Genomic DNA, 17,883 nt, shown 5'->3' with positions numbered 1-17,883 from the left:
ATGAGCGACCCACGCGGCGGGACCACCCGCCTCCGGCTCGCCGGAATCGTCTTCCTGCTGGTGCCCGCCCTGCTGGCCTGGCTGGCGGTCGCCGTCTACCAGAAGCGCTTCACCGACTCCGACCCGGTCGTCGTCGAGACCGGCAGCGTCGGCAACGAGATGCACCTCGGCGCCGAGGTCAAGCTCCGGGGCGTCGTGATCGGCGAGGTCCGCGCCATCGACGCCAGCGGCGAGGGCGCCCGCCTCACCCTCGCCATGAAGCCCGGCGCCCTGGAGCACGTCCCCGCCGACGTCCGCGCCCAGATGCTGCCGACCACCCTCTTCGGCGAGCGGTTCGTCGCCCTCGTCCCGCCCGAGACCTCCACGGGCGGACGGCTGGCCCCCGGCTCCGTCATCCCGCAGGACCGTTCCAGCAACGCCGTCGAACTCCAGCAGGTCCTCGACAACCTCCTGCCCATGCTCACCGCCGTCCAGCCGCAGAAGCTCTCCGCGACCCTCTCGGCCGTCTCCCAGGCCCTCGAAGGACGCGGCGAGAAGCTCGGCGAGACCCTCGCCACGCTCGACGCGCACCTGCGGAAGTTCAACCCCCAACTGCCCACCCTCAACCGCGACCTGAAAGAACTCGTGAAGGTCAGCCACCTCTACGCGGACGCCGCCCCGGACATCGTCACCGCGCTCACCGACTTCACCACCACCAGCGGCACCCTCGCCGAGCAGGAGAGCCGGCTCGCCGAGACCATCGGCGCCACCACCCGCACCTCGCAGGACCTCACGGCCTTCCTGCGGCAGAACAAGGACAACATCATCCGGCTCAGCGCCACCAGCCGGCCGACCCTGGAGCTCCTCGCCGAGTACTCCTCGTCCTTCCCCTGCACCCTGCGCACCCTGGCCCAGTTCGTCCCCGCCATGGACAAGGCGCTCGGCAAGGGCACCGACCGGCCCGGGCTCCACGTCGAGGTCACCACCGTGCCCTCGCGCGGCGCGTACGTCCCCGGCCGCGACGCCCCCTCGTACGGATCCGGCGGCGGCCCCCGCTGCTACCCCGTGCCCTACCTCGGGACCTCCGCGGCCCCCGCCGCGCGCTCCTCCGCGGCCGCCGCGCAGGACCTCGGCCCGGCCAACTCGCCGCAGGAGAACGACCTCGTCACCGAGCTCCTCGCCCCCGGCGCGCGCACGGCCCCCGGCGACCTGCCCGACTGGAGCAGCCTGCTGGCCGGCCCCGCCTTCCGCGGCGCGGAGGTGACCCTGCGATGACGTCCCCGACCGATCACACCCGCCGCCGCGGCCTCACCGGCACGGTCGTCAAGTCCCTCGTCTTCATCCTGGTCACGGCGCTCGCCACCGCCGTCCTCGGCCTCAGCATCGCCAACACCGGAGTCGGCTCCCGGACCCTCTCCTACAAGGCGCTCTTCACCGACGTCACCGGGCTGATCAAGGGCGACTCCGTCCGCGTCGCCGGCGTCAAGGTCGGCGAGGTCACCGACGTACGCGTGGTCCAGCGCCGCACCGCCCAGGTCACCTTCACCGTCCGCGAGGACCGCGCCCTGCCCCGCTCGGCCACCGCCGCCGTCAAGTACCTCAACATGGTCGGACAGCGGTACGTCTCCCTCGGCCGGGGCACCGGCGAGCTCGCCGGCACCCTCAAGGACGGCGACACCATCCCGCTCGACCGCACCACCCCCGCCCTCGACCTGACCCTCCTCTTCAACGGCTTCAAACCGCTCTTCGAGGGACTGTCGCCCGCCGACGTCAACGACCTCGCCGACTCCCTCGTCCAGGTCCTCCAGGGCGAGAGCGGCACCGTCGACAGCCTGATGCGGCACATCGGCTCCCTCACCCAGACGGTCGCCGCCAAGGACCAGGTCATCGGCCAGGTCGTCACCAACCTCAACACCGTCCTCACCACCATCAACAACCGCGAGGCCGCCTTCGACGACCTCGTCGTCACCCTCCAGAAGCTCGTCACCGGCTTCAACACCGACCGCAAGCCGCTGGGCCAGGCCGTCCAGGCCGTCGGCGACCTCACCACCACCACCGCCGGGCTCTTCCAGGAAGGCCGCGCCCCGCTCAAGCAGGACATCCGCGAGCTCGGCCGCCTCTCCGGCACCCTCGGCGCGCACACCCCCGACATCGAGGCATTCCTCGCCCACACCCCCGGCAAGATGACCGCCCTCGCCCGCCTCTCCTCCTACGGGTCCTGGTTCAGCCTCTACCTGTGCGAGGCACGCGTCACCGGCGTGGGCACCTCCGACGGCTCCAAGCCGCCGACCGGCATCGCCGTGACCGAATCGAGGTGCCGCGGATGAGCCCCCGCACCGGACTCAAGCCCGTGAGGGAACGCAACCCGATCGCCGTCGCCGTCGTCGGCCTGGTCGTCCTCGCCCTCCTCGCCGCCGTCGCCTACAACGCCGACCGGCTCCCCTTCGCCCGCGGCGGCACCGCCTACAGCGCCGACTTCTCCGAGGCCGCCGGACTCGACACCGGCGACGAGGTCCGCATCGCCGGCGTCAAGGTCGGCGAGGTCACCGGCGTCGCCCTCGACGGCCCCAAGGTCAAGGTCACCTTCGAGGTCGGCGACGCCTGGGTCGGCGACCGCTCCACCGCCGCCATCGCCGTCAAGACCCTCCTCGGCGAGAAGTACCTGGCCCTCGACCCGCTCGGCTCCGCGCCCCAGGACCCCGGCACCCGCATCCCGAAGACCCGCACCACCTCCCCGTACGACGTCACCGAGGCATTCCAGGACCTCAGCCGCACCACCGACGCCATCGACACCAAGAAGCTCGCCGAGAGCTTCGAGACGATCTCCGACACCTTCAAGGACTCCCCGCCGCACGTGCGCAGCGCCGCCGACGGCCTCTCCGCGCTGTCGAGGACCGTCTCCAAGCGCGACGCCGAACTGGCCCGCCTCCTGGAGAACAGCAACCGGTTCACCAAGACCCTCGCCGACAAGAAGTCCAGCTTCGAGATCCTCCTGCAGGACGGCGGCTCCCTCCTGGGCGAACTCCGCAAGCGCCGCGAGGCCATCCGCTCCCTCCTCAAGGGAAGCCGCGCCCTCGGCACCGAGCTCAGCGGCCTCGTCGGCGACAACGAGCGGCAGCTCGGTCCCACCCTGAAGGCCCTCGGCCGGGTCACCGAGGTGCTGGAGAAGAACAGCGGCCAGCTCGACAAGACGCTCGCGCTCGTCGGCCCGTACTACCGGCTTGTCGGCAACACCCTCGGCAACGGCCGCTGGTTCGACAGCTACCTGTGCGGCGTGGTGCCCCGCACCTACCTGCCCGAGGGCACCCAGCCCACGACCGGATGCATGCCGCCGAAGCAGAAGGCGGCCGCCAAGGGGAGCGGTGAGTGATGGCCAGAGCCAGAAAACCCCTCGTGGCCGGTGTCGCCCTCGTGGTGCTCGCGGCCGGCGGACTCACCGCCGGGGGCGTCCTCGACACCGGCGGCACCCGCGTCACCGCCTGGTTCGACCAGGCCGTCGGCGTCTACGCCGGCTCCGACCTGCGCATCCTCGGCGTCCGCGTCGGCGAGGTCGAGTCGGTGCATCCCGAGGGCACCCGGGTCCGCGTCCGGCTCCGCCTCGACAAGGGCGTCCGCGTCCCCGCCGACGCCCGCGCCGTCGTCGTCGCCCCCAGCATCGTCGCCGACCGCTACGTCCAGCTCGCCCCCGCCTACAGCAGCGGCCCCGCCCTCGCCGACGGCGCCGAACTCCCCGCCTGGCGCAACCGGGTCCCCGTCGAGATCGACCAGCTCTACCGGTCCATCACCGACCTCGGCAACGCCCTCGGACCCAACGGCGCCAACGCCGACGGGGCCCTCTCCGACCTCCTGAACACCGGAGCGAAGAACCTCAAGGGCAACGGCGCCGCCATCGGCACCTCCATCGAACAGTTCGGCAAGGCCGCCAAGACCCTCGACGGCAGCAGCGACGACCTGTTCGCCGCCCTCGCCCAGCTCCAGACCTTCACCACCATGCTCAAGGAGAAGGACGGCGACGTCCGCACCGCCCAGGAACGCCTCGACGAGGTCGTCGGCTACTTCGCGGAGAACAAGGACGACCTCTCCGGCGCGCTCAAGGAACTCGCCAAGGCCCTCGCCCGGGTCAAGACCTTCATCAAGGAGAACCGGGGCGAGCTCAAGAAGAACGTGGACCGGCTCGTGCCCCTCACCCAGACCCTCGTCGACCAGCGCGCCTCCCTCGCGGAGGCCCTGGACACCGCACCGCTCGCCGCCGGGAACCTCGTCAACGCCTACGACAAGGACTCCCGTACCCTCACCGGCCGCGCCAACCTCAACGAGATCGGCCTGGGCGGCCCCCTGCTCCCGCTGCCGGTCACCGGCGGCGGCGCGACGACCGGCGGGGGGCAGCGGTGACGAAGCGCGCACTGCCCTCCCGCAGGGCCGCCGGAGCCGGCGCCGCCGGAGCGGTCGCCCTCGGCCTCGGCCTCGCCGCCGTCCTCGGCCTGCTGCCCGGCACCCCGTTCCGCTTCGACGGCATCGAGGACCTGCCCCTGCCCGGCGGCGCCGACCTCGGCTCCCACCCGTACACCGTCACCGCCGAACTCAACGACGTCCTCAGCCTCGTGCCGCAGGCCGCGGTGAAGGTCAACGACGTCGCCGTCGGCCGCGTCACCCGTATCGAGGTGGGCTCCGACGGCTGGACCGCCCGGGTCACCCTCAAGATCAACGGAGACGTCCGGCTGCCCGCCGACGCCAACGCCCGCCTGGAGCAGTCCAGCCTCCTGGGCGAGAAGTACATCCAGCTCGTCGCCCCCCTTCGTACGGGTACGGGTACGGGCGCGGGCACCGCCAAGGGCACCGGCACCGGCACCGGCGCGGACGGCGTCCGGCAGACCTCGGCCGGCCGCGACGACGGCCCCCGCCTCGCCGACGGCGCCGTCATCCCGCTCGCCCGCACCAGCCGCAACACCGAGGTCGAAGAGGTCTTCGGCGCCCTCTCCCTGCTCCTCAACGGCGGCGGCGTCAACCAGCTCAAGACCATCACCCGCGAACTCAACAAGGCGCTCGGCGGCCGCGAACCCGAGGTCCGCTCCATGCTCAACCGGGTCGACACCCTCGTGAAGAACCTCGACGAGCACCGCGGGGACATCACCGGCGCCCTCGACGCCCTCAACCGCCTCTCCACCACCCTCGCGGACCGCAAGGACGACGTCGACACCGTCCTCACCGGCCTCTCGCCCGGCCTGAAGACGCTGGAGAACCAGCGCGGCTCCCTCATCACCATGCTGCGCTCCCTGGACACCCTCTCCGGAGTCGCCGTCTCCACCGTCAACTCCAGCAAGAAGGACATGGTCGCCGACCTCAAGGCCCTCGCGCCGACCCTGAAGGCACTCGCCGACGCCGGTGCCGACCTGCCCGACTCGCTCCAGGTCCTCCTCACGTACCCCTTCACCGACGAGGTGATGCGGGGCATCAAGGGCGACTACCTCAACACCTACCTGCACCTCGCCGCCGTCCCCGGCACCGAGGTCATCCCGCCGCTGATCCCCCGGGACGAGACGCCGACCTCGCCGCCCACGCCCCCCGAGGAGACCACGCCCCCCGAGGAGCCGGCCCCCGGCGACGGCACCCTCCGGCAGCGCGGACGCGGCGCCACCGGCCTGCCGCTGCCCCCGGTCACCACCCCCGCGGACGGAGGCAACCGCCGATGATCACGCGTACCGTCTGGCTCAAGAACATCGCCTTCCTCGTCATCGCCGTCCTCGTCCTCGGCTACCTCGGCATCCGCTACGCCGACCTCGGCCGCTTCGCGGGGGTCGCCGACCACTACACCGTCCGGGTCCACCTGGCCCGCACCGGCGGCCTCTTCACCCACTCCGACGTCACCTACCGGGGCGTCTCCGTCGGCCGCGTCGGCGCCATCGACCTCACCGCCGACGGCGTCGTGGCCGAGCTCCGCATCAAACGGTCCGCCCCCAGCATCCCCGCCGACGCGAAGGCCGTCGTCGCCGGGCTCTCCGCCGTCGGCGAGCAGTACATCGATCTCCGCCCGGAGAGCGACGGCGGCCCCTACCTCGCCGACGGCGCCACCATCGACCAGATCGACACCCAGGTGCCCGCCCCCGTCACCGACGTCCTCGCCAGCATGAACGACCTCACCCGCTCCGTACCGCTCGACTCCCTGCGCACCGTCGTCGACGAACTCGGCACGGCTTTCGAGGGCCACGGCGACGACCTCCAGGTCCTCCTCGACAACGGCAGCCGCTTCGTCGAGGCCGCCGACCGCTCGCTGCCCGCCACCACCCGCCTCATCGACGACGGCGAAGTGGTGCTGCGCACCCAGGCCGACGAGAGCCGCGCCATCCGGGGCTTCGCCACCGGCGCCCGCGACCTCGCCGCCGCCCTCAAGGGCTCCGACGCCGACCTGCGCCGCGTCCTCGCCACCGCCCCCGAGGCCACCGGCCAGGTCAGCGGCCTGCTGCGGGACGTCGACCCCAGCCTCGGCGTCGTCCTCGCCAACCTCCTCACCACCTCCGAGATCGCCGTCACCCGGCAGCGCGGCTTCGAGGAACTCCTCGTGAAGCTGCCCACGGCCGTCGCCGCCGGAGCCTCCGCCGTCCACGACGGCCGCCTCCACGTCGGCATGGCCGTCACCTTCTTCAAGCCGCTGCCCTGCACCACGGGCTACGGCGCCACCCGCTACCGCAACGGCCTCGACCTCGGCACCGCGCCCGCCCTCAACACCGGGGCCTCCTGCACCGCCCCCGCCTCCACCGGGGTCAACGTGCGCGGCTCGGCCCACGCCCCCGGCGGGGGCGCCGTCCCCGAGCCCGCCCGGCCCGGCTCGCTCCCCTCCGGCACCGCGCCCGGCGCCCGGACCGCCTTGCCCGGCGCGCTCGCGCTGCCCGGCGAGGGCACCGCCCCGACGGACCTGGCCGGCCTCCTCGGCCTGGGTGCCCGGAGCGGCCGGTGAAGCGCGCCCGCGCCGCCGCCGTCGGCGCCCTCGTCCTCGCCCTCGGCTTCTGCGGCACCGGCGCCTGGACCTACGCCCAGGCGCGTGCCGACGAGGAGCTGGCCTTCGGCAGGGAGCGGGACACCGCGCTCGCCGAGGGGCGCGCCCGCCTGACCGTCCTCCACACCCTCGACGCCTCGACGCGCGCGAAGTCGGAGGCCGCCATCCGGGCCTGGGGCGACGCCTCGACCGGCCCGCTCCACACCGAACTGGGCCGCGTCCGGCCCGCCGTGGGGGCCTCCGCCCGCGCCACGGTCACCGACGCCGCCGTCACCGCGCTCGACGCGCGGGCGGGGACGGCGAAGCTCATCGCGACCCTCCGCGTCGACGTCACCCCCCAGGGCTCCGCCGCCGCGACCAGCGACCGCAAGCGGCTGGAGGCCGTCCTGACCCGTACGGGAGAGGACACCTGGAAGGTCTCGGCGCTCAGCGCGGTCCCCGTCACCCCCGCCGGGAAGGGAGAGGGCCGGTGACCCGACTGCTGAAGGACGCACAGGACACGAAGGCCGACGACATCACCAGTAGCACCGATGCCGACACGGATACCGACACGGATACCGGCACGGATGTCGGCACCGACACCGATGCCGACACCGGCACCGAGACAGGTGCCGTCGCGACCGCCGAGGAGGACGGGGCCGCCGGGACCCCCGTGCCCGAGCGGCGCCGCCGCGCCTCCTGGCGCGGGGCGGCCGTCGTCGTGGCCGTCGTCGCCCTCCTCCTCGGCGGGGGCGCCTTCTTCTACGGGGCCCACGAGCTGCGGTCCACCCCGTCCGCGCAGAACCGGGCCCTCACCGACGCCGGGGCGACCGACCGCGTCGGCGGCGACGTCGCCGAGGGCCTGGCCCGGATCTTCTCCTACACCCCGGCCGGCACCGAGACCGCCGAGCGCTCCGCCCGCACCGTCCTCACCGGCCGTGCGGCCCGCCAGTACGCGCAGCTGATCGCCCAGGTCCGCGCGAACCTGGTCGCCCAGAAGATCACCCTCACCACCCAGTCCGTCCGCACCGGAGTGATCGAGCTCGACGGGGACCGCGCCCGCGTCCTCGTATTCCTCGACCAGACCTCCCGGCGGGACGGGGGCGCCGTCACCTCCGCCGCCGCCCAGCTCACCGTCACCGCGCAGTTCCAGGACGGCCGGTGGCTGATCACCGACATCAAGGCCCGCTGAGCCGCGAGCGGAAGAAGGAAGAACCCATGAATCGCCTGGTACGCACCACGACGGGCAGCAGCCGGCCCGCACTGACCGCGGCCCTCGTGCTCACCCTCGTCGCCGGCGGCTTCGCGGCCTGGCAGGGCCAGGGCTGGTACGCCGCCGCCCATGACGACTCCGCCGCCTACGCGGCCCAGCGCGACCAGGCGCTCGCGGCGGGACAGCAGGCGGTCCAGAACCTCAACACGCTCGACCACCGGCGCGTCGACCAGGGCCTCGACCTCTGGGAGTCCTCCACCACGGGCGAGCTCCACCAGGAACTCGTGCAGGGCCGCAAGGAGTTCGCCGGACAGGTCAAGGAGGCGCGGACGGTGACCAGCGCCCGGGTGCTCTCCGGCGCCGTCACCGAACTCGACGACCGGGCGGGCCGCGCCCGGATGCTCGTCGCCCTGCGCGTCACCGTCAAGACGCCCGACGACAAGAGCACCGACAAGGACAGCCGGATGCTGGGGGAGCTGACCCGCGTCGACGGCCAGTGGAAGCTCAGCGGACTGGGCCAGGCCCCCGTGGGCGGTACGGCCTCCGGCGGCTGACCGGGCCCGTCCCCCGAGAGCCGCCCCCCGCCGAAAGAAGGACACGCACCATGTCGACGACCCGCCACCACCTCAACCGCCAGCGCCGCCGCCAGGCCCTGGGCGACCCCGCGTCCCCGGCCCGCCCCGCCGGGGACGTCCTCACCGCACCCGCGCCCCCGGAGCCCGTACGGAAGTCCGGATCCGGCGAGGAACCCGTACGGAAGTCCGGGGAGGACCCCGGGGAGGAAGCCGTGGGGGAGTCCTGCGGGGAGAGGACACCCCCGGCCCGGAAGGCGGCGGCCGGGCCGCGGCCCCGCCGCTCCGTGCCGCTCGTGGTCCTCTGCGTCCTGACCCTGCTCCTCGGCGGCTTCGCCGGGTGGGCGTACAGCAAGGCGGGCGAGCTCCGGGACGACCCGGCGCGCGCCAACACCGCCCTCACCGACCTCGCCCGCACCAGCGAGATCAAGGGCGCGACCGCCGAGGCCGTCGCCGCGCTCTTCTCCTACGACCACGCCGCCCCGGACGCCTTCGAGAAGGCCCGGAAGACGTATCTCACCGGCAAGGCCGTCGCGCAGCACACCACCCTCTTCGGGGGCGTCCTGGAGCAGGCCGCCGCGCAGAAGATGGTGATCACCACGACGGTCACCGACAGCGCGGTCGAGCGCATCGACGGCGACCGCGCCCGGGTCCTCGTCTACGCGGACCAGAGCAGCGTCGCCACGGCCGGCACCAAGAAGGGCGCGAAGGCCCAGGACCAGGGCGTCTACGCGGGCGCCATGTTCGCGGTCGACGTCGTCCGGCGCGACGGCCGCTGGCTGGTCGAGAACATCGACACCTTCGGCCGCTAGGCCGCTCGGGCAACTGTTCGGCCAGGTAGACCCCTCGGGTGGGGTGTGAAGGGGAGCGCGCGGATCGCGGCCGATGCGGAGTCGGCCGCGATCCGCGCGCTCTGTTGCGCGTCGGCCATGCCAACCCCGACCTGGCCCGCGCGACGGGCGCGTTCCAGGGCACCTAGGAGTCCTAGGCGAACGCAGAAGCCCCCGGCCCGCTCGGCGCGTCCCGACCGATTTGTCGGATCCGTGCCGATATTTCTATGCTCCATGACCGCACTGGTCCTGGCCCACTTCGTCGTCGCCCTCTGCGCCGCCCCGCTGATCAGCCGCGCGGGCCCGCGCGCCTTCCTCGTGCTCGCCCTCCCGCCCGCCGCGGCTCTCGCCTGGGCGCTGTCCCGGTGGGACGCGGTCGCGTCCGGCCGGGCCAGCGAGGAGGCGTGGACCTGGATCGGCACCTACGGCGTCGACGTCGCCTTCCGGCTCGACGCCCTGTCCCTGGTGATGGTGCTGCTCGCCGCCGGGATCGGCGCCCTCGTCCTGCTCTACTGCGTCGGCTACTTCGGCGGCGGGGCGCCGCAACTGGGCCCCTTCGGCGGCAACCTCCTCGCCTTCGCCGGGGCGATGCTGGGACTGGTCCTCGCCGACGACCTGGTCATCCTCTATCTGTTCTGGGAGCTGACGACGGTCCTGTCGTTCCTGCTCATCGGGTACGACAGCGAGAAGCGCGAGAGCCGCCGCTCGGCGCTCCAGGCGCTGACGGTCACCTCCGTCGGCGGACTCGCCATGTTCGTCGGGTTCCTGATGCTGGGACACCTGGCCGGCACGTACCGTATCTCCCGGATCCTGGAGGCGCCCCCGGGACCGAGCGGCACCCTCACGGCCGCCGTGCTCCTCATCCTCTGCGGCGCCGTCGCCAAGTCCGCCGTGTGGCCACTGAGCCTCTGGCTGCCCAACGCCATGGCGGCGCCCACCCCCGTCAGCGCCTATCTGCACGCGGCGGCGATGGTCAAGGCGGGGGTCTACCTCGTGGCGCGCCTCGCCCCCGCCTTCGCCGAGGTCACCGCCTGGAAACCGGTGCTGCTGACCCTCGGCACCGCCACCCTGCTCCTCGGAGGCTGGCGCGCGCTGCGCGAGAACGACCTCAAGCTGGTCCTCGCCTACGGCACCGTCAGCCAGCTCGGCCTGCTCGTCGTCCTCGCCGGCGCCGGTTCGTACGACACGGCCCTCGCCGCCATCGCGATGATCCTGGCCCACGCCCTCTTCAAGGCACCGCTGTTCCTGGTCACCGGCATCGTCGACCACGCGACCGGCACCCGCGACCTGCGGCGCCTCTCGGGGCTCGGGCGCTCCCTCCCCGGCGTCTGCGCGGTCGCCGTCGTCGCGGGCGCGTCGATGGCGGCCCTCCCACCGCTGCTCGGCTTCGTCGCGAAGGAGGCGGCGCTCGACGCGCTGCTGCACGGGAGCACCGCCGAGCGGTGGGCGCTGGCCGTGATCGTCGCGGGCTCGGCGTGCACCACCGCGTACACGCTCCGCTTCCTGTGGGGCGCCTTCGCCCGCAAGCCCGGCCTGCCGCCGACGCCCGCGCACCGGGTCGCCCCCTCCTTCCTCGCCCCGCCCGCCCTCCTCGCCCTCGGCTGCCTGGTCCTCGGCCCCGGCATCGGCTGGCTCGCCCCGCTGTTCGAGCGGTACGCGGACACGTACCCCGCCCCCGCCGAGCCGTACCACCTGGCCCTCTGGCACGGCTTCGGCACGCCCCTCGGCCTGTCGGCCCTGGCCTGGCTCGGCGGCGCGGCGCTCTTCGTCGCGCGCGAGCCCGTGGTCCGGATCGGCCGCCGCCTCGCCTGGCCCACCGCCGACGCGGTCTTCGGCCGCTGCGTCCTCGGCCTGGAACGCACCGCCCTCCAGGTCACCGGCACCGTCCAGAAGGGCTCGCTGCCCGCCTACGTGGCCACCGTCCTCCTCGTCGCGGTCGTCGGCCTCGCCGCCGTCCTCCTCACCGACCGGCCCTGGCACGGCACCCCCGCGCCCCGCCTCTGGGACTCCCCGTGGCAGGCCGCCGTCGGCGCCCTGACCTGCGGGTGCGCCCTGATGTGCCTGCTGGTCCAGCGCCGGATGAAGGCCGCCGTCCTCGCCGGACTCACGGGCTACGGCACGGGACTGCTGTACGTCGTCCAGGGCGCCCCCGACCTCGCGCTCACCCAGTTCGCCGTCGAGACCGTCTCCACCGTGGTCCTGGTGCTCGTGCTGCGCCGCCTCCCCGTGTTCTTCGGCGACAAGGGCAAGGTCCGCCGCAAGGTGACCGGCACCGCCCTCGCGCTCGGCAGCGGCGCCCTCGTGGCCTGCGCCCTGTGGCTCGCCGCAGGCGCCCGTACCGCCGCACCGGCCGGTGCCGCCATGACGGAGGAGACGGCACACCACGGCCTCAAGGACGTGGTCTCCACGATCCTCGTCGACTTCCGCGCCTGGGACACCCTGGGGGAGTCCGCCGTCCTCGCCGTCGCCGTCCTCGGCGTCACCAGCCTCCTCTACGTCCACCGCCGCCAGGGCCCCGCCGCCCGCGAACCCGTCCGGCTGCCCGGCGGCGTCACCGCCTGGTCCCTGTCCTCCTCCCGGATCCAGGCCCCCCTCGCCCCGGGCCAGGCCGCGCCCGAACGCAGCTGGCTGGTCGCCGCCGACACGCTGGCCCCCGAATACCGCTCGGTCGTCTTCGAGGTGGTCGCCCGGCTCGTCTTCCACCCGATCCTGATGCTCTCCGCCTACCTGCTGCTGTGCGCCGAAAACCTGCCCGGCGGCGGCTTCGTCGGCGGGCTCGTCGCCGGGGTCGCGCTGACCATCCGCTACCTCGCGGGCGGACGGTACGAACTGGACGCCGCCGCCCCGCTCCACCCCGGCTTCCTCACCGGCCTCGGCCTCACCCTGTCCACCGGCGTCGCCCTCGTCGGCCTCGCCGACGGCACCGTGCTGCACGCCTGGACCTGGCACGGCCGGCTGCCCCTGATCGGCGAGTGGCACGCGGGCACCGCCGTCCTCTTCGACCTCGGCGTCTACCTGCTCGTCCTCGGCGTCGTCCTCGACACCGTCCGCGCCCTCGGCTCGCGCGTCGACCAGCAGACCGAGTACGCGGCGCGCCTCGTCCTCGCCGGGGAGGAACGCCGATGACCGTCAGCGTGACCCTGCTGGTCTGCGCCCTCGTCCTGGCCGGCGCCGGCGGGACCCTCATCCTCACCCGCAGCCTCACCCGCGTCCTCGTCGGCGTCATCCTCTGCGGCAACGGCGTCAACCTCTTCGTCCTCGCCGCCGCCGGCCCCGCCGGCGTCCCCGCGCTGCTCTACCCGGGCGTCTCGCGCACCCGGGTCACCGACCCGCTGCCGCAGGCCATCGTCCTGACCGCCGTCGTCATCACCCTCGCCACCACCGCGTTCGTGCTCGCCATGGCCTACCGCGGCAGCCAGCTCACCGGCTCCGACTTCGTCCCCGACGACCTCGCCGACCACCGGGTCGTGCTGCGCGCCCAGATCGCCGCCGAACGCGCCGAACTCCGCGCCCGCCACCGCGAGGACGGCCTGCGGGCCTGGCGCGGCGAACGCCGCGAACAACGGCAGCGGCTGCGCGCGGACCGGGCCGCCCAGGCCCGCGCCCAGGACCTCTCCGACGACGCCGACCTGTGGGACGACGTCCTCGGCACCGACCCGGAGGACGCCCACGGGACCGATTCCGGCCCCGGCACCGACCCGGAGGACGCCCGGTGAACTCCCTCGTCCCGCTGCCCGTCGTGCTGCCCCTCGCGGTCTGCGGCCTCAGCCTCTTCCTCGGCGCCCGGCTGCGCTGGCTGCACCGGATCATCACCCTCGGCGTGCTCAGCGCCGTCGTCGCGATCGACCTCGCCCTCCTCGTCGCCGCCGACCGCACCGGCCCGCTCGTCGTCGACCTCGGCGACTTCGCCCCGCCCCTCGGCGTCACGCTCGTCGCCGACCGGCTCGCCGCCCTGATGCTCACCGTCTCCGGCGCCGTCACCCTCATCGTCCTCGTCTACGCCATGGGCCAGGGCATGGCCGACCGCGAGGAGGGCGCCCCCATCGCCGTCTTCCACCCCGCCTACCTGGTCCTGATCGCCGGAGTCTCCCTCACCTTCCTCGCCGGAGACCTCGTCAACCTCTACGTCGGCTTCGAGATCATGCTGATGGCGAGCTTCGTCCTCCTCACCCTCGGCGCCACCGAACCCCGGATGCGAGCCGGCTCCACCTACGTCGTCGTCTCCCTCGTCTCCTCCCTCGTCTTCCTCGCCGGGATCGCCGTCACCTACGCGGCGGCGGGCACGGTCAACTTCGCCCAGCTCGCCCTCCGCCTGGACCAGGTCCCCCTCGGCATCCGCACCCTCGCCCAGGTCCTCCTCCTCACCGTCTTCGCCGTCAAGGCCGCCGCCTTCCCCGTCGCCGCCTGGCTGCCCGACTCCTACCCGACCGCGCCCGCACCGGTGACCGCCGTCTTCGCGGGCCTCCTCACCAAGGTCGGCGTCTACTCGATGATCCGCACCGAGACGCTCCTCTTCCCCGGCAACCGCCTCTCCACCGTGCTCATGGCGGTCGCCTTCGCGTCCATGCTGATCGGCATCCTCGGCGCCGTCGCCCAGACCGACCTCAAACGCCTGCTGTCCTTCACCCTCGTGAGCCACATCGGCTTCATGCTGTACGGGCTCGCGCTCGGCAGCGTCGCCGGGATCGGCGGCGCCATCGTCTACACGGCCCACCACATCACCGTGCAGACCACGCTGTTCCTCGCCGCCGGCCTCCTGGAGAAGCGCTACGGCACCACCGAACTGACCCGCCTCGGCGGCGCCGCCCGCTCCGCGCCCCTGCTCGCCGCCCTGTGGTTCGTCCCCGCCATGAACCTCGCCGGCATCCCGCCCATGTCCGGCTTCCTCGGCAAACTCGGCCTGATGCGGGCGGGCGCCGCGGACGGCGGCACGGCGGCGTACGTCCTGCTCGGCGCGGCGGCCGTCACCAGCCTCCTCACCCTCTACGCGATGGCCAAGGTCTGGAACCTGGCCTTCTGGCGCGCCGCGCCGCACCTCCCGGGCCCGCCCGAGGGCGACGTCCTGGAGGAGACGGACGCAGACGACGCAGACGACGCAGACGACACCGCCCCGGCCTCCGGCGGCCGGCCGGGCACCGCCACCACCGCCACCCCCGTCGTGTGCGTCCGCACCACCACCCGCGTCCCCCGGGTGATGACCGCCGCGACCGCGACCGCCGTCGCGCTCGGCCTCTCCTACACCGTGCTCGCCACGCCCCTCACCGGCCTCGCCGACCGCTCGGCCGCCGAGCTGCTCACCCGTACCCCCTACGTACAGGCGGTGCTCGAACCGTGAACTCCCCCTCGATCAGCGCGCGCTGGCGACGCCTCGACCTCAAGCTGATCGGCTGGCTCACCGTCATCTGGATGCTGCTGTGGTCCGGGCTGACCTGGGGAAACCTCTTCAGCGGCCTGGTCGTCGCCCTCATCCTGTGCCTCGTCTTCCCGCTGCCCGCCGTCGAACTCGACCTACGGCTGCGCCCGGTCGGCATCCTGCGGCTCGCCTGCTACCTGCTGTACGACATGGTCGCCTCCAGCGCCGTGGTCACCCGGCACGCCCTGAGCCGCCGGCACCTGCCCGCCGCCGTGGTGCGCGTACCGCTGCGCTGCCGCACCGACCTCATGATCGCCGCGACCGCCGTCGCCGTCTCCAGCGTGCCCGGCGGCGCCCTCGTCGAGGTCAACGGCACCACCGCCACCCTCTACCTCCACGTGTACGACGCCGAGGCCCCCGGCGCCGTGACCCGCGCCCGGCACGACGTCTGGCAGCTCGAAGCCCTCGTCGTCCGCGCCTTCGGCACCCGCGAGGAGATCGCCCGCGTGAGCACCGACCCGCCCGACCCGGCCGACCCCGACGGAACGGAGCCCGGACGACCGTGAAACTGGCCGACGACATCCTCCTCAACGGCGCCCTGGTGCTGATCGTCCTCGCCGGAGCGCTGCTCCTCGTCCGGGTGTGGCGCGGCCCCTCCATGCTCGACCGGGCCGTGGCCGTCGACGTGGCCGCCGTCCTCATCATCGCCGGGATCGGCGTGGACGCGGCGATCACCCACACCCGCTACTACCTCTCGATCATGCTGGTCCTCGCCTTCCTCGGCTTCACCAGCTCGGTCGGCATCGCCCGCTTCATCGCCGCGCGCGACCGGGGCGTGTCCAAGGAGCGCCCGTGACCACGCCCCTGAACACCTGGCAGCAGGCTGCCGAACTGGCCGGCGCCGTCCTCCTCTTCACCGGCGCCGCCGTCTGCCTGACCGGCGTCATCGGCATGCTCCGGCTCCCGGACGTCCTCACCCGCAGCGCCGCCTCGACCAACCCGCAGACCCTCGGGATCCTGGTACTCCTCGCCGGTGTCGCCCTGCGGCTGCGCTCCGGCCCCGACCTCGGCACCCTCGCCTTGGTCGCCTTCTTCCAGCTCCTGACCAGCGCCGTCGCCGCGCACATGGTGGCCCGCGCCGCCTACCGCACCGGCCAGACCGGCGACTGCGCCCTGCTCTACGACGAACTCCGGGACGGCCGCTGAGCCGCTCGGCCCGGGTCAGGGGTTGGCGCGCAGCCCCGCCAGGAGCTCGGCCTGGCCCTGGAGGACACCGGTGAGGATCCCGCGGGCCACGCTCAGGAGCTCGGCGAGGCCGTCGTCGGCGAGCCGGTAGTACACGTGGGAGCCCTCGCGGCGGGTGGTGACCAGGTTGGCCTTGCGCAGCACGGCGAGCTGCTGCGACAGGGCCGCCGCCTCGACACCGACCTCCGGCAGCATCTCGGCGACCGCGTGCTCGCGCACGCTGAGCAGCTCCAGGACGCGGATGCGGACCGGGTGGCCGAGGGTTTTGAAGAACTCGGCCTTCAGCTGGTAGAGCGGCGGGTCCAGCGGGCCGTGGCCCTGGGCCGTCCCGTCTGCGCGCGTCCTAGGCACCCTGCTCCACCCACGACTCTCTCTCGGGGGCGGCCCGCACCGGCGCCGCCCGTTTCTGCACTCCGTTGACCTCCACAATTGCAGATTCGTGCAAGTCGTGACAGTCGGCCGGGCGGGCGCCTCGCAGGGGCAGGGTGGCCCACACGCCCCTCCCCATCCCCTCCGCGTCGGGGCGTACGAGGAGCGAGCGGGCCGCCGCGAGCGCCTCCGGCGTCCCGGCGTGGCCCCCGCCGTCCGCGCGCAGCAGCTCCAGCGCCCCGGTGGCGGCGAGGGGGGAGGGGGTGGATGCCGGGGCCGGGGTGTCGGGATCAGGCGGCTGGTTCGGTCAGTTGTCGGTGACCCGCGCGAGCTTCGGCGGAGCCCACGTCCCCTCGGGGGCGATGAGGCCGGTCTGCGGCGCGTAGAGGCGGAGCATGAGAGTGAAGGTGCCGTCGGGGCCGATGGGCAGCCAGTTGGCCTCGTTGACGCTGGCGTCGGGGCGCTCGTACTGGATGTGGAGCACGGTCGCGCCGCTGCCCGGGTCGGCAACGGGGACCAAGGCGCGGTGCCCGATGGAGTACGCCTTGGCGCCGTTGCTGATGAGGAAGCCCTGGGCGTCATAGGCGGTCAGCTACCAGAAGGCGCCGACCGGCGGTGCCTCGCCCTCGGCGAAGGTCAGCGTGTAGCGCAGCGGACGGTGCTGCTCGTCCGCGGATTCGGCGGCGAGGGAGGGATAGAGGGCGTCCTGGGGGAGGTTGGCGCCGAGGGCGGTCAGGGCGATGTACGCGCGCTGGCCGTAGTCCGTGCCGTACGCGCCCATGCCCGTCACGGCCAGGGACCAGCCGTTGACCGGATCGGGCCCGGGGTAACCGGCGATGTACGCCTGCCCGTCGGTGACCGCCTGTTCGAGGACGGCGGCGTCGGGCAGGGGCTGCGTGCTGCCGGGCAGGACGCCGACGGCGTCGAGCTTGGCCGCCATGTCGGCGTCGGGCGGGTCGAGCGGCGTGGTGGCGAGGAGCGCGGTGAGGTCGGCGAAGAAGGTCGGCCCGTCCATCGCGGCCATCTGGTCGGCCGGAGCGGTGGTGGGCAGGCTGTCGTCATGGTGGCCGGGCGGAGGCGAGTAGCTGCCGTCGGGGTCCGGCCACACGCTGAGGGGGGAGCAGCCGCATCCGGTCCTGGTAGCCGGTGACCGTGGCCAGCTCCTCGTCCGTCCCGTCGCGGATCTCGGTGCGCCCGGCGACCCAGATGGTGTCGGTGGGGAAGGGGAGCGAAGCGGGAGCTCGCTGCCCGGGTCGTGGACGGTGTTGGTCCAGAAGTCCATGAGCTGCATCAGCCAGTACTGGGGGTCCTGCGGGTCGTCGCCCGGATCGGACGCGGATGCGGACACGGAC

At 73.6% G+C, this 17,883-nt stretch carries 19 protein-coding genes; 16 read left to right on the top strand and 3 right to left on the bottom strand.

Features of this window, described 5'->3' with window-relative positions:
* The 16 genes from AB0C99_RS24495 to mnhG all read left to right on the top strand — a co-directional run bounded on the left by AB0C99_RS24495 (position 1) and on the right by mnhG (position 16,123).
* Positions 1 to 1,254 carry an MCE family protein gene (locus AB0C99_RS24495; protein ID WP_362478747.1) on the top strand — a complete coding sequence of 418 codons (1,254 nt, stop codon included), beginning with the start codon at positions 1 to 3 and terminating at the stop codon, positions 1,252 to 1,254.
* Complete coding sequence (locus AB0C99_RS24490; RefSeq protein ID WP_362478745.1) at positions 1,251 to 2,306, top strand: MCE family protein; 1,056 nt, start codon at positions 1,251 to 1,253, stop codon at positions 2,304 to 2,306. The genes AB0C99_RS24495 and AB0C99_RS24490 overlap by 4 nt, the downstream gene beginning before the upstream one ends.
* Entirely contained in the window at positions 2,303 to 3,349 is a 1,047-nt protein-coding gene (locus AB0C99_RS24485; protein ID WP_362478742.1) for an MCE family protein, read from the top strand. The genes AB0C99_RS24490 and AB0C99_RS24485 overlap by 4 nt, the downstream gene beginning before the upstream one ends.
* On the top strand, positions 3,349 to 4,371 hold the full coding sequence (locus AB0C99_RS24480; RefSeq protein WP_362478739.1) for an MCE family protein: 1,023 nt from the start codon (positions 3,349 to 3,351) through the stop codon (positions 4,369 to 4,371). Before AB0C99_RS24485 ends, AB0C99_RS24480 begins: the two co-directional genes overlap by 1 nt.
* Positions 4,368 to 5,669 carry an MlaD family protein gene (locus AB0C99_RS24475; protein WP_362478737.1) on the top strand — a complete coding sequence of 434 codons (1,302 nt, stop codon included), beginning with the start codon at positions 4,368 to 4,370 and terminating at the stop codon, positions 5,667 to 5,669. Before AB0C99_RS24480 ends, AB0C99_RS24475 begins: the two co-directional genes overlap by 4 nt.
* Positions 5,666 to 6,931, top strand: coding sequence for an MlaD family protein (locus AB0C99_RS24470; protein ID WP_362478734.1), 1,266 nt, complete (start codon positions 5,666 to 5,668; stop codon positions 6,929 to 6,931). Before AB0C99_RS24475 ends, AB0C99_RS24470 begins: the two co-directional genes overlap by 4 nt.
* On the top strand, positions 6,928 to 7,443 hold the full coding sequence (locus AB0C99_RS24465) for a hypothetical protein (protein ID WP_362478731.1): 516 nt from the start codon (positions 6,928 to 6,930) through the stop codon (positions 7,441 to 7,443). Before AB0C99_RS24470 ends, AB0C99_RS24465 begins: the two co-directional genes overlap by 4 nt.
* Positions 7,440 to 8,141 carry a hypothetical protein gene (locus tag AB0C99_RS24460; protein WP_362478728.1) on the top strand — a complete coding sequence of 234 codons (702 nt, stop codon included), beginning with the start codon at positions 7,440 to 7,442 and terminating at the stop codon, positions 8,139 to 8,141. Before AB0C99_RS24465 ends, AB0C99_RS24460 begins: the two co-directional genes overlap by 4 nt.
* Positions 8,142 to 8,167: 26 nt before the next feature.
* Positions 8,168 to 8,716 (top strand): hypothetical protein, encoded by a 549-nt coding sequence (locus AB0C99_RS24455; protein WP_362478726.1) that lies wholly within the window; start codon positions 8,168 to 8,170, stop codon positions 8,714 to 8,716.
* A gap of 50 nt (positions 8,717 to 8,766) precedes the next feature.
* Positions 8,767 to 9,546: a hypothetical protein gene (locus tag AB0C99_RS24450; protein ID WP_362478725.1), complete on the top strand. Its 780-nt coding sequence runs from the start codon at positions 8,767 to 8,769 to the stop codon at positions 9,544 to 9,546.
* A 252-nt stretch (positions 9,547 to 9,798) separates the two neighbouring features.
* Positions 9,799 to 12,690 carry a Na+/H+ antiporter subunit A gene (locus AB0C99_RS24445; protein ID WP_362478722.1) on the top strand — a complete coding sequence of 964 codons (2,892 nt, stop codon included), beginning with the start codon at positions 9,799 to 9,801 and terminating at the stop codon, positions 12,688 to 12,690.
* Entirely contained in the window at positions 12,687 to 13,280 is a 594-nt protein-coding gene (locus tag AB0C99_RS24440; RefSeq protein ID WP_362478719.1) for a Na(+)/H(+) antiporter subunit C, read from the top strand. The genes AB0C99_RS24445 and AB0C99_RS24440 overlap by 4 nt, the downstream gene beginning before the upstream one ends.
* On the top strand, positions 13,277 to 14,899 hold the full coding sequence (locus AB0C99_RS24435) for a Na+/H+ antiporter subunit D (protein ID WP_362478716.1): 1,623 nt from the start codon (positions 13,277 to 13,279) through the stop codon (positions 14,897 to 14,899). Before AB0C99_RS24440 ends, AB0C99_RS24435 begins: the two co-directional genes overlap by 4 nt.
* Positions 14,896 to 15,483, top strand: coding sequence for a Na+/H+ antiporter subunit E (locus AB0C99_RS24430; RefSeq protein WP_362478713.1), 588 nt, complete (start codon positions 14,896 to 14,898; stop codon positions 15,481 to 15,483). The genes AB0C99_RS24435 and AB0C99_RS24430 overlap by 4 nt, the downstream gene beginning before the upstream one ends.
* The gene (locus AB0C99_RS24425; RefSeq protein ID WP_362478710.1) at positions 15,480 to 15,773 is read left to right on the top strand and encodes a monovalent cation/H+ antiporter complex subunit F; all 294 of its coding nucleotides are present in this window, start codon (positions 15,480 to 15,482) and stop codon (positions 15,771 to 15,773) included. Before AB0C99_RS24430 ends, AB0C99_RS24425 begins: the two co-directional genes overlap by 4 nt.
* Positions 15,774 to 15,781: 8 nt before the next feature.
* Positions 15,782 to 16,123, top strand: a complete 342-nt coding sequence (mnhG, locus tag AB0C99_RS24420) for a monovalent cation/H(+) antiporter subunit G (protein WP_362478844.1) — start codon at positions 15,782 to 15,784, stop codon at positions 16,121 to 16,123.
* Between the two features lie 15 nt (positions 16,124 to 16,138).
* Here mnhG and AB0C99_RS24415 read toward each other — a convergent pair whose 3' ends face one another.
* The 3 genes from AB0C99_RS24415 to AB0C99_RS24405 form a co-directional block, all read right to left on the bottom strand.
* Positions 16,139 to 16,468, bottom strand: a complete 330-nt coding sequence (locus AB0C99_RS24415; protein WP_362478842.1) for a metalloregulator ArsR/SmtB family transcription factor — start codon at positions 16,466 to 16,468, stop codon at positions 16,139 to 16,141.
* Positions 16,469 to 16,838: 370 nt separating this feature from the next.
* Complete coding sequence (locus AB0C99_RS24410; protein ID WP_362478839.1) at positions 16,839 to 17,123, bottom strand: DUF1214 domain-containing protein; 285 nt, start codon at positions 17,121 to 17,123, stop codon at positions 16,839 to 16,841.
* Entirely contained in the window at positions 17,124 to 17,639 is a 516-nt protein-coding gene (locus tag AB0C99_RS24405; protein WP_362478707.1) for a hypothetical protein, read from the bottom strand.
* Positions 17,640 to 17,883 lie beyond the last annotated feature (244 nt).

This window comes from Streptomyces sp. NPDC048659 (assembly GCF_040650575.1).
GTDB lineage: Bacteria > Actinomycetota > Actinomycetes > Streptomycetales > Streptomycetaceae > Streptomyces.
Note: the sequence above shows the minus strand (reverse complement) of the source record. Positions and strands in the feature narration are given on the sequence as shown.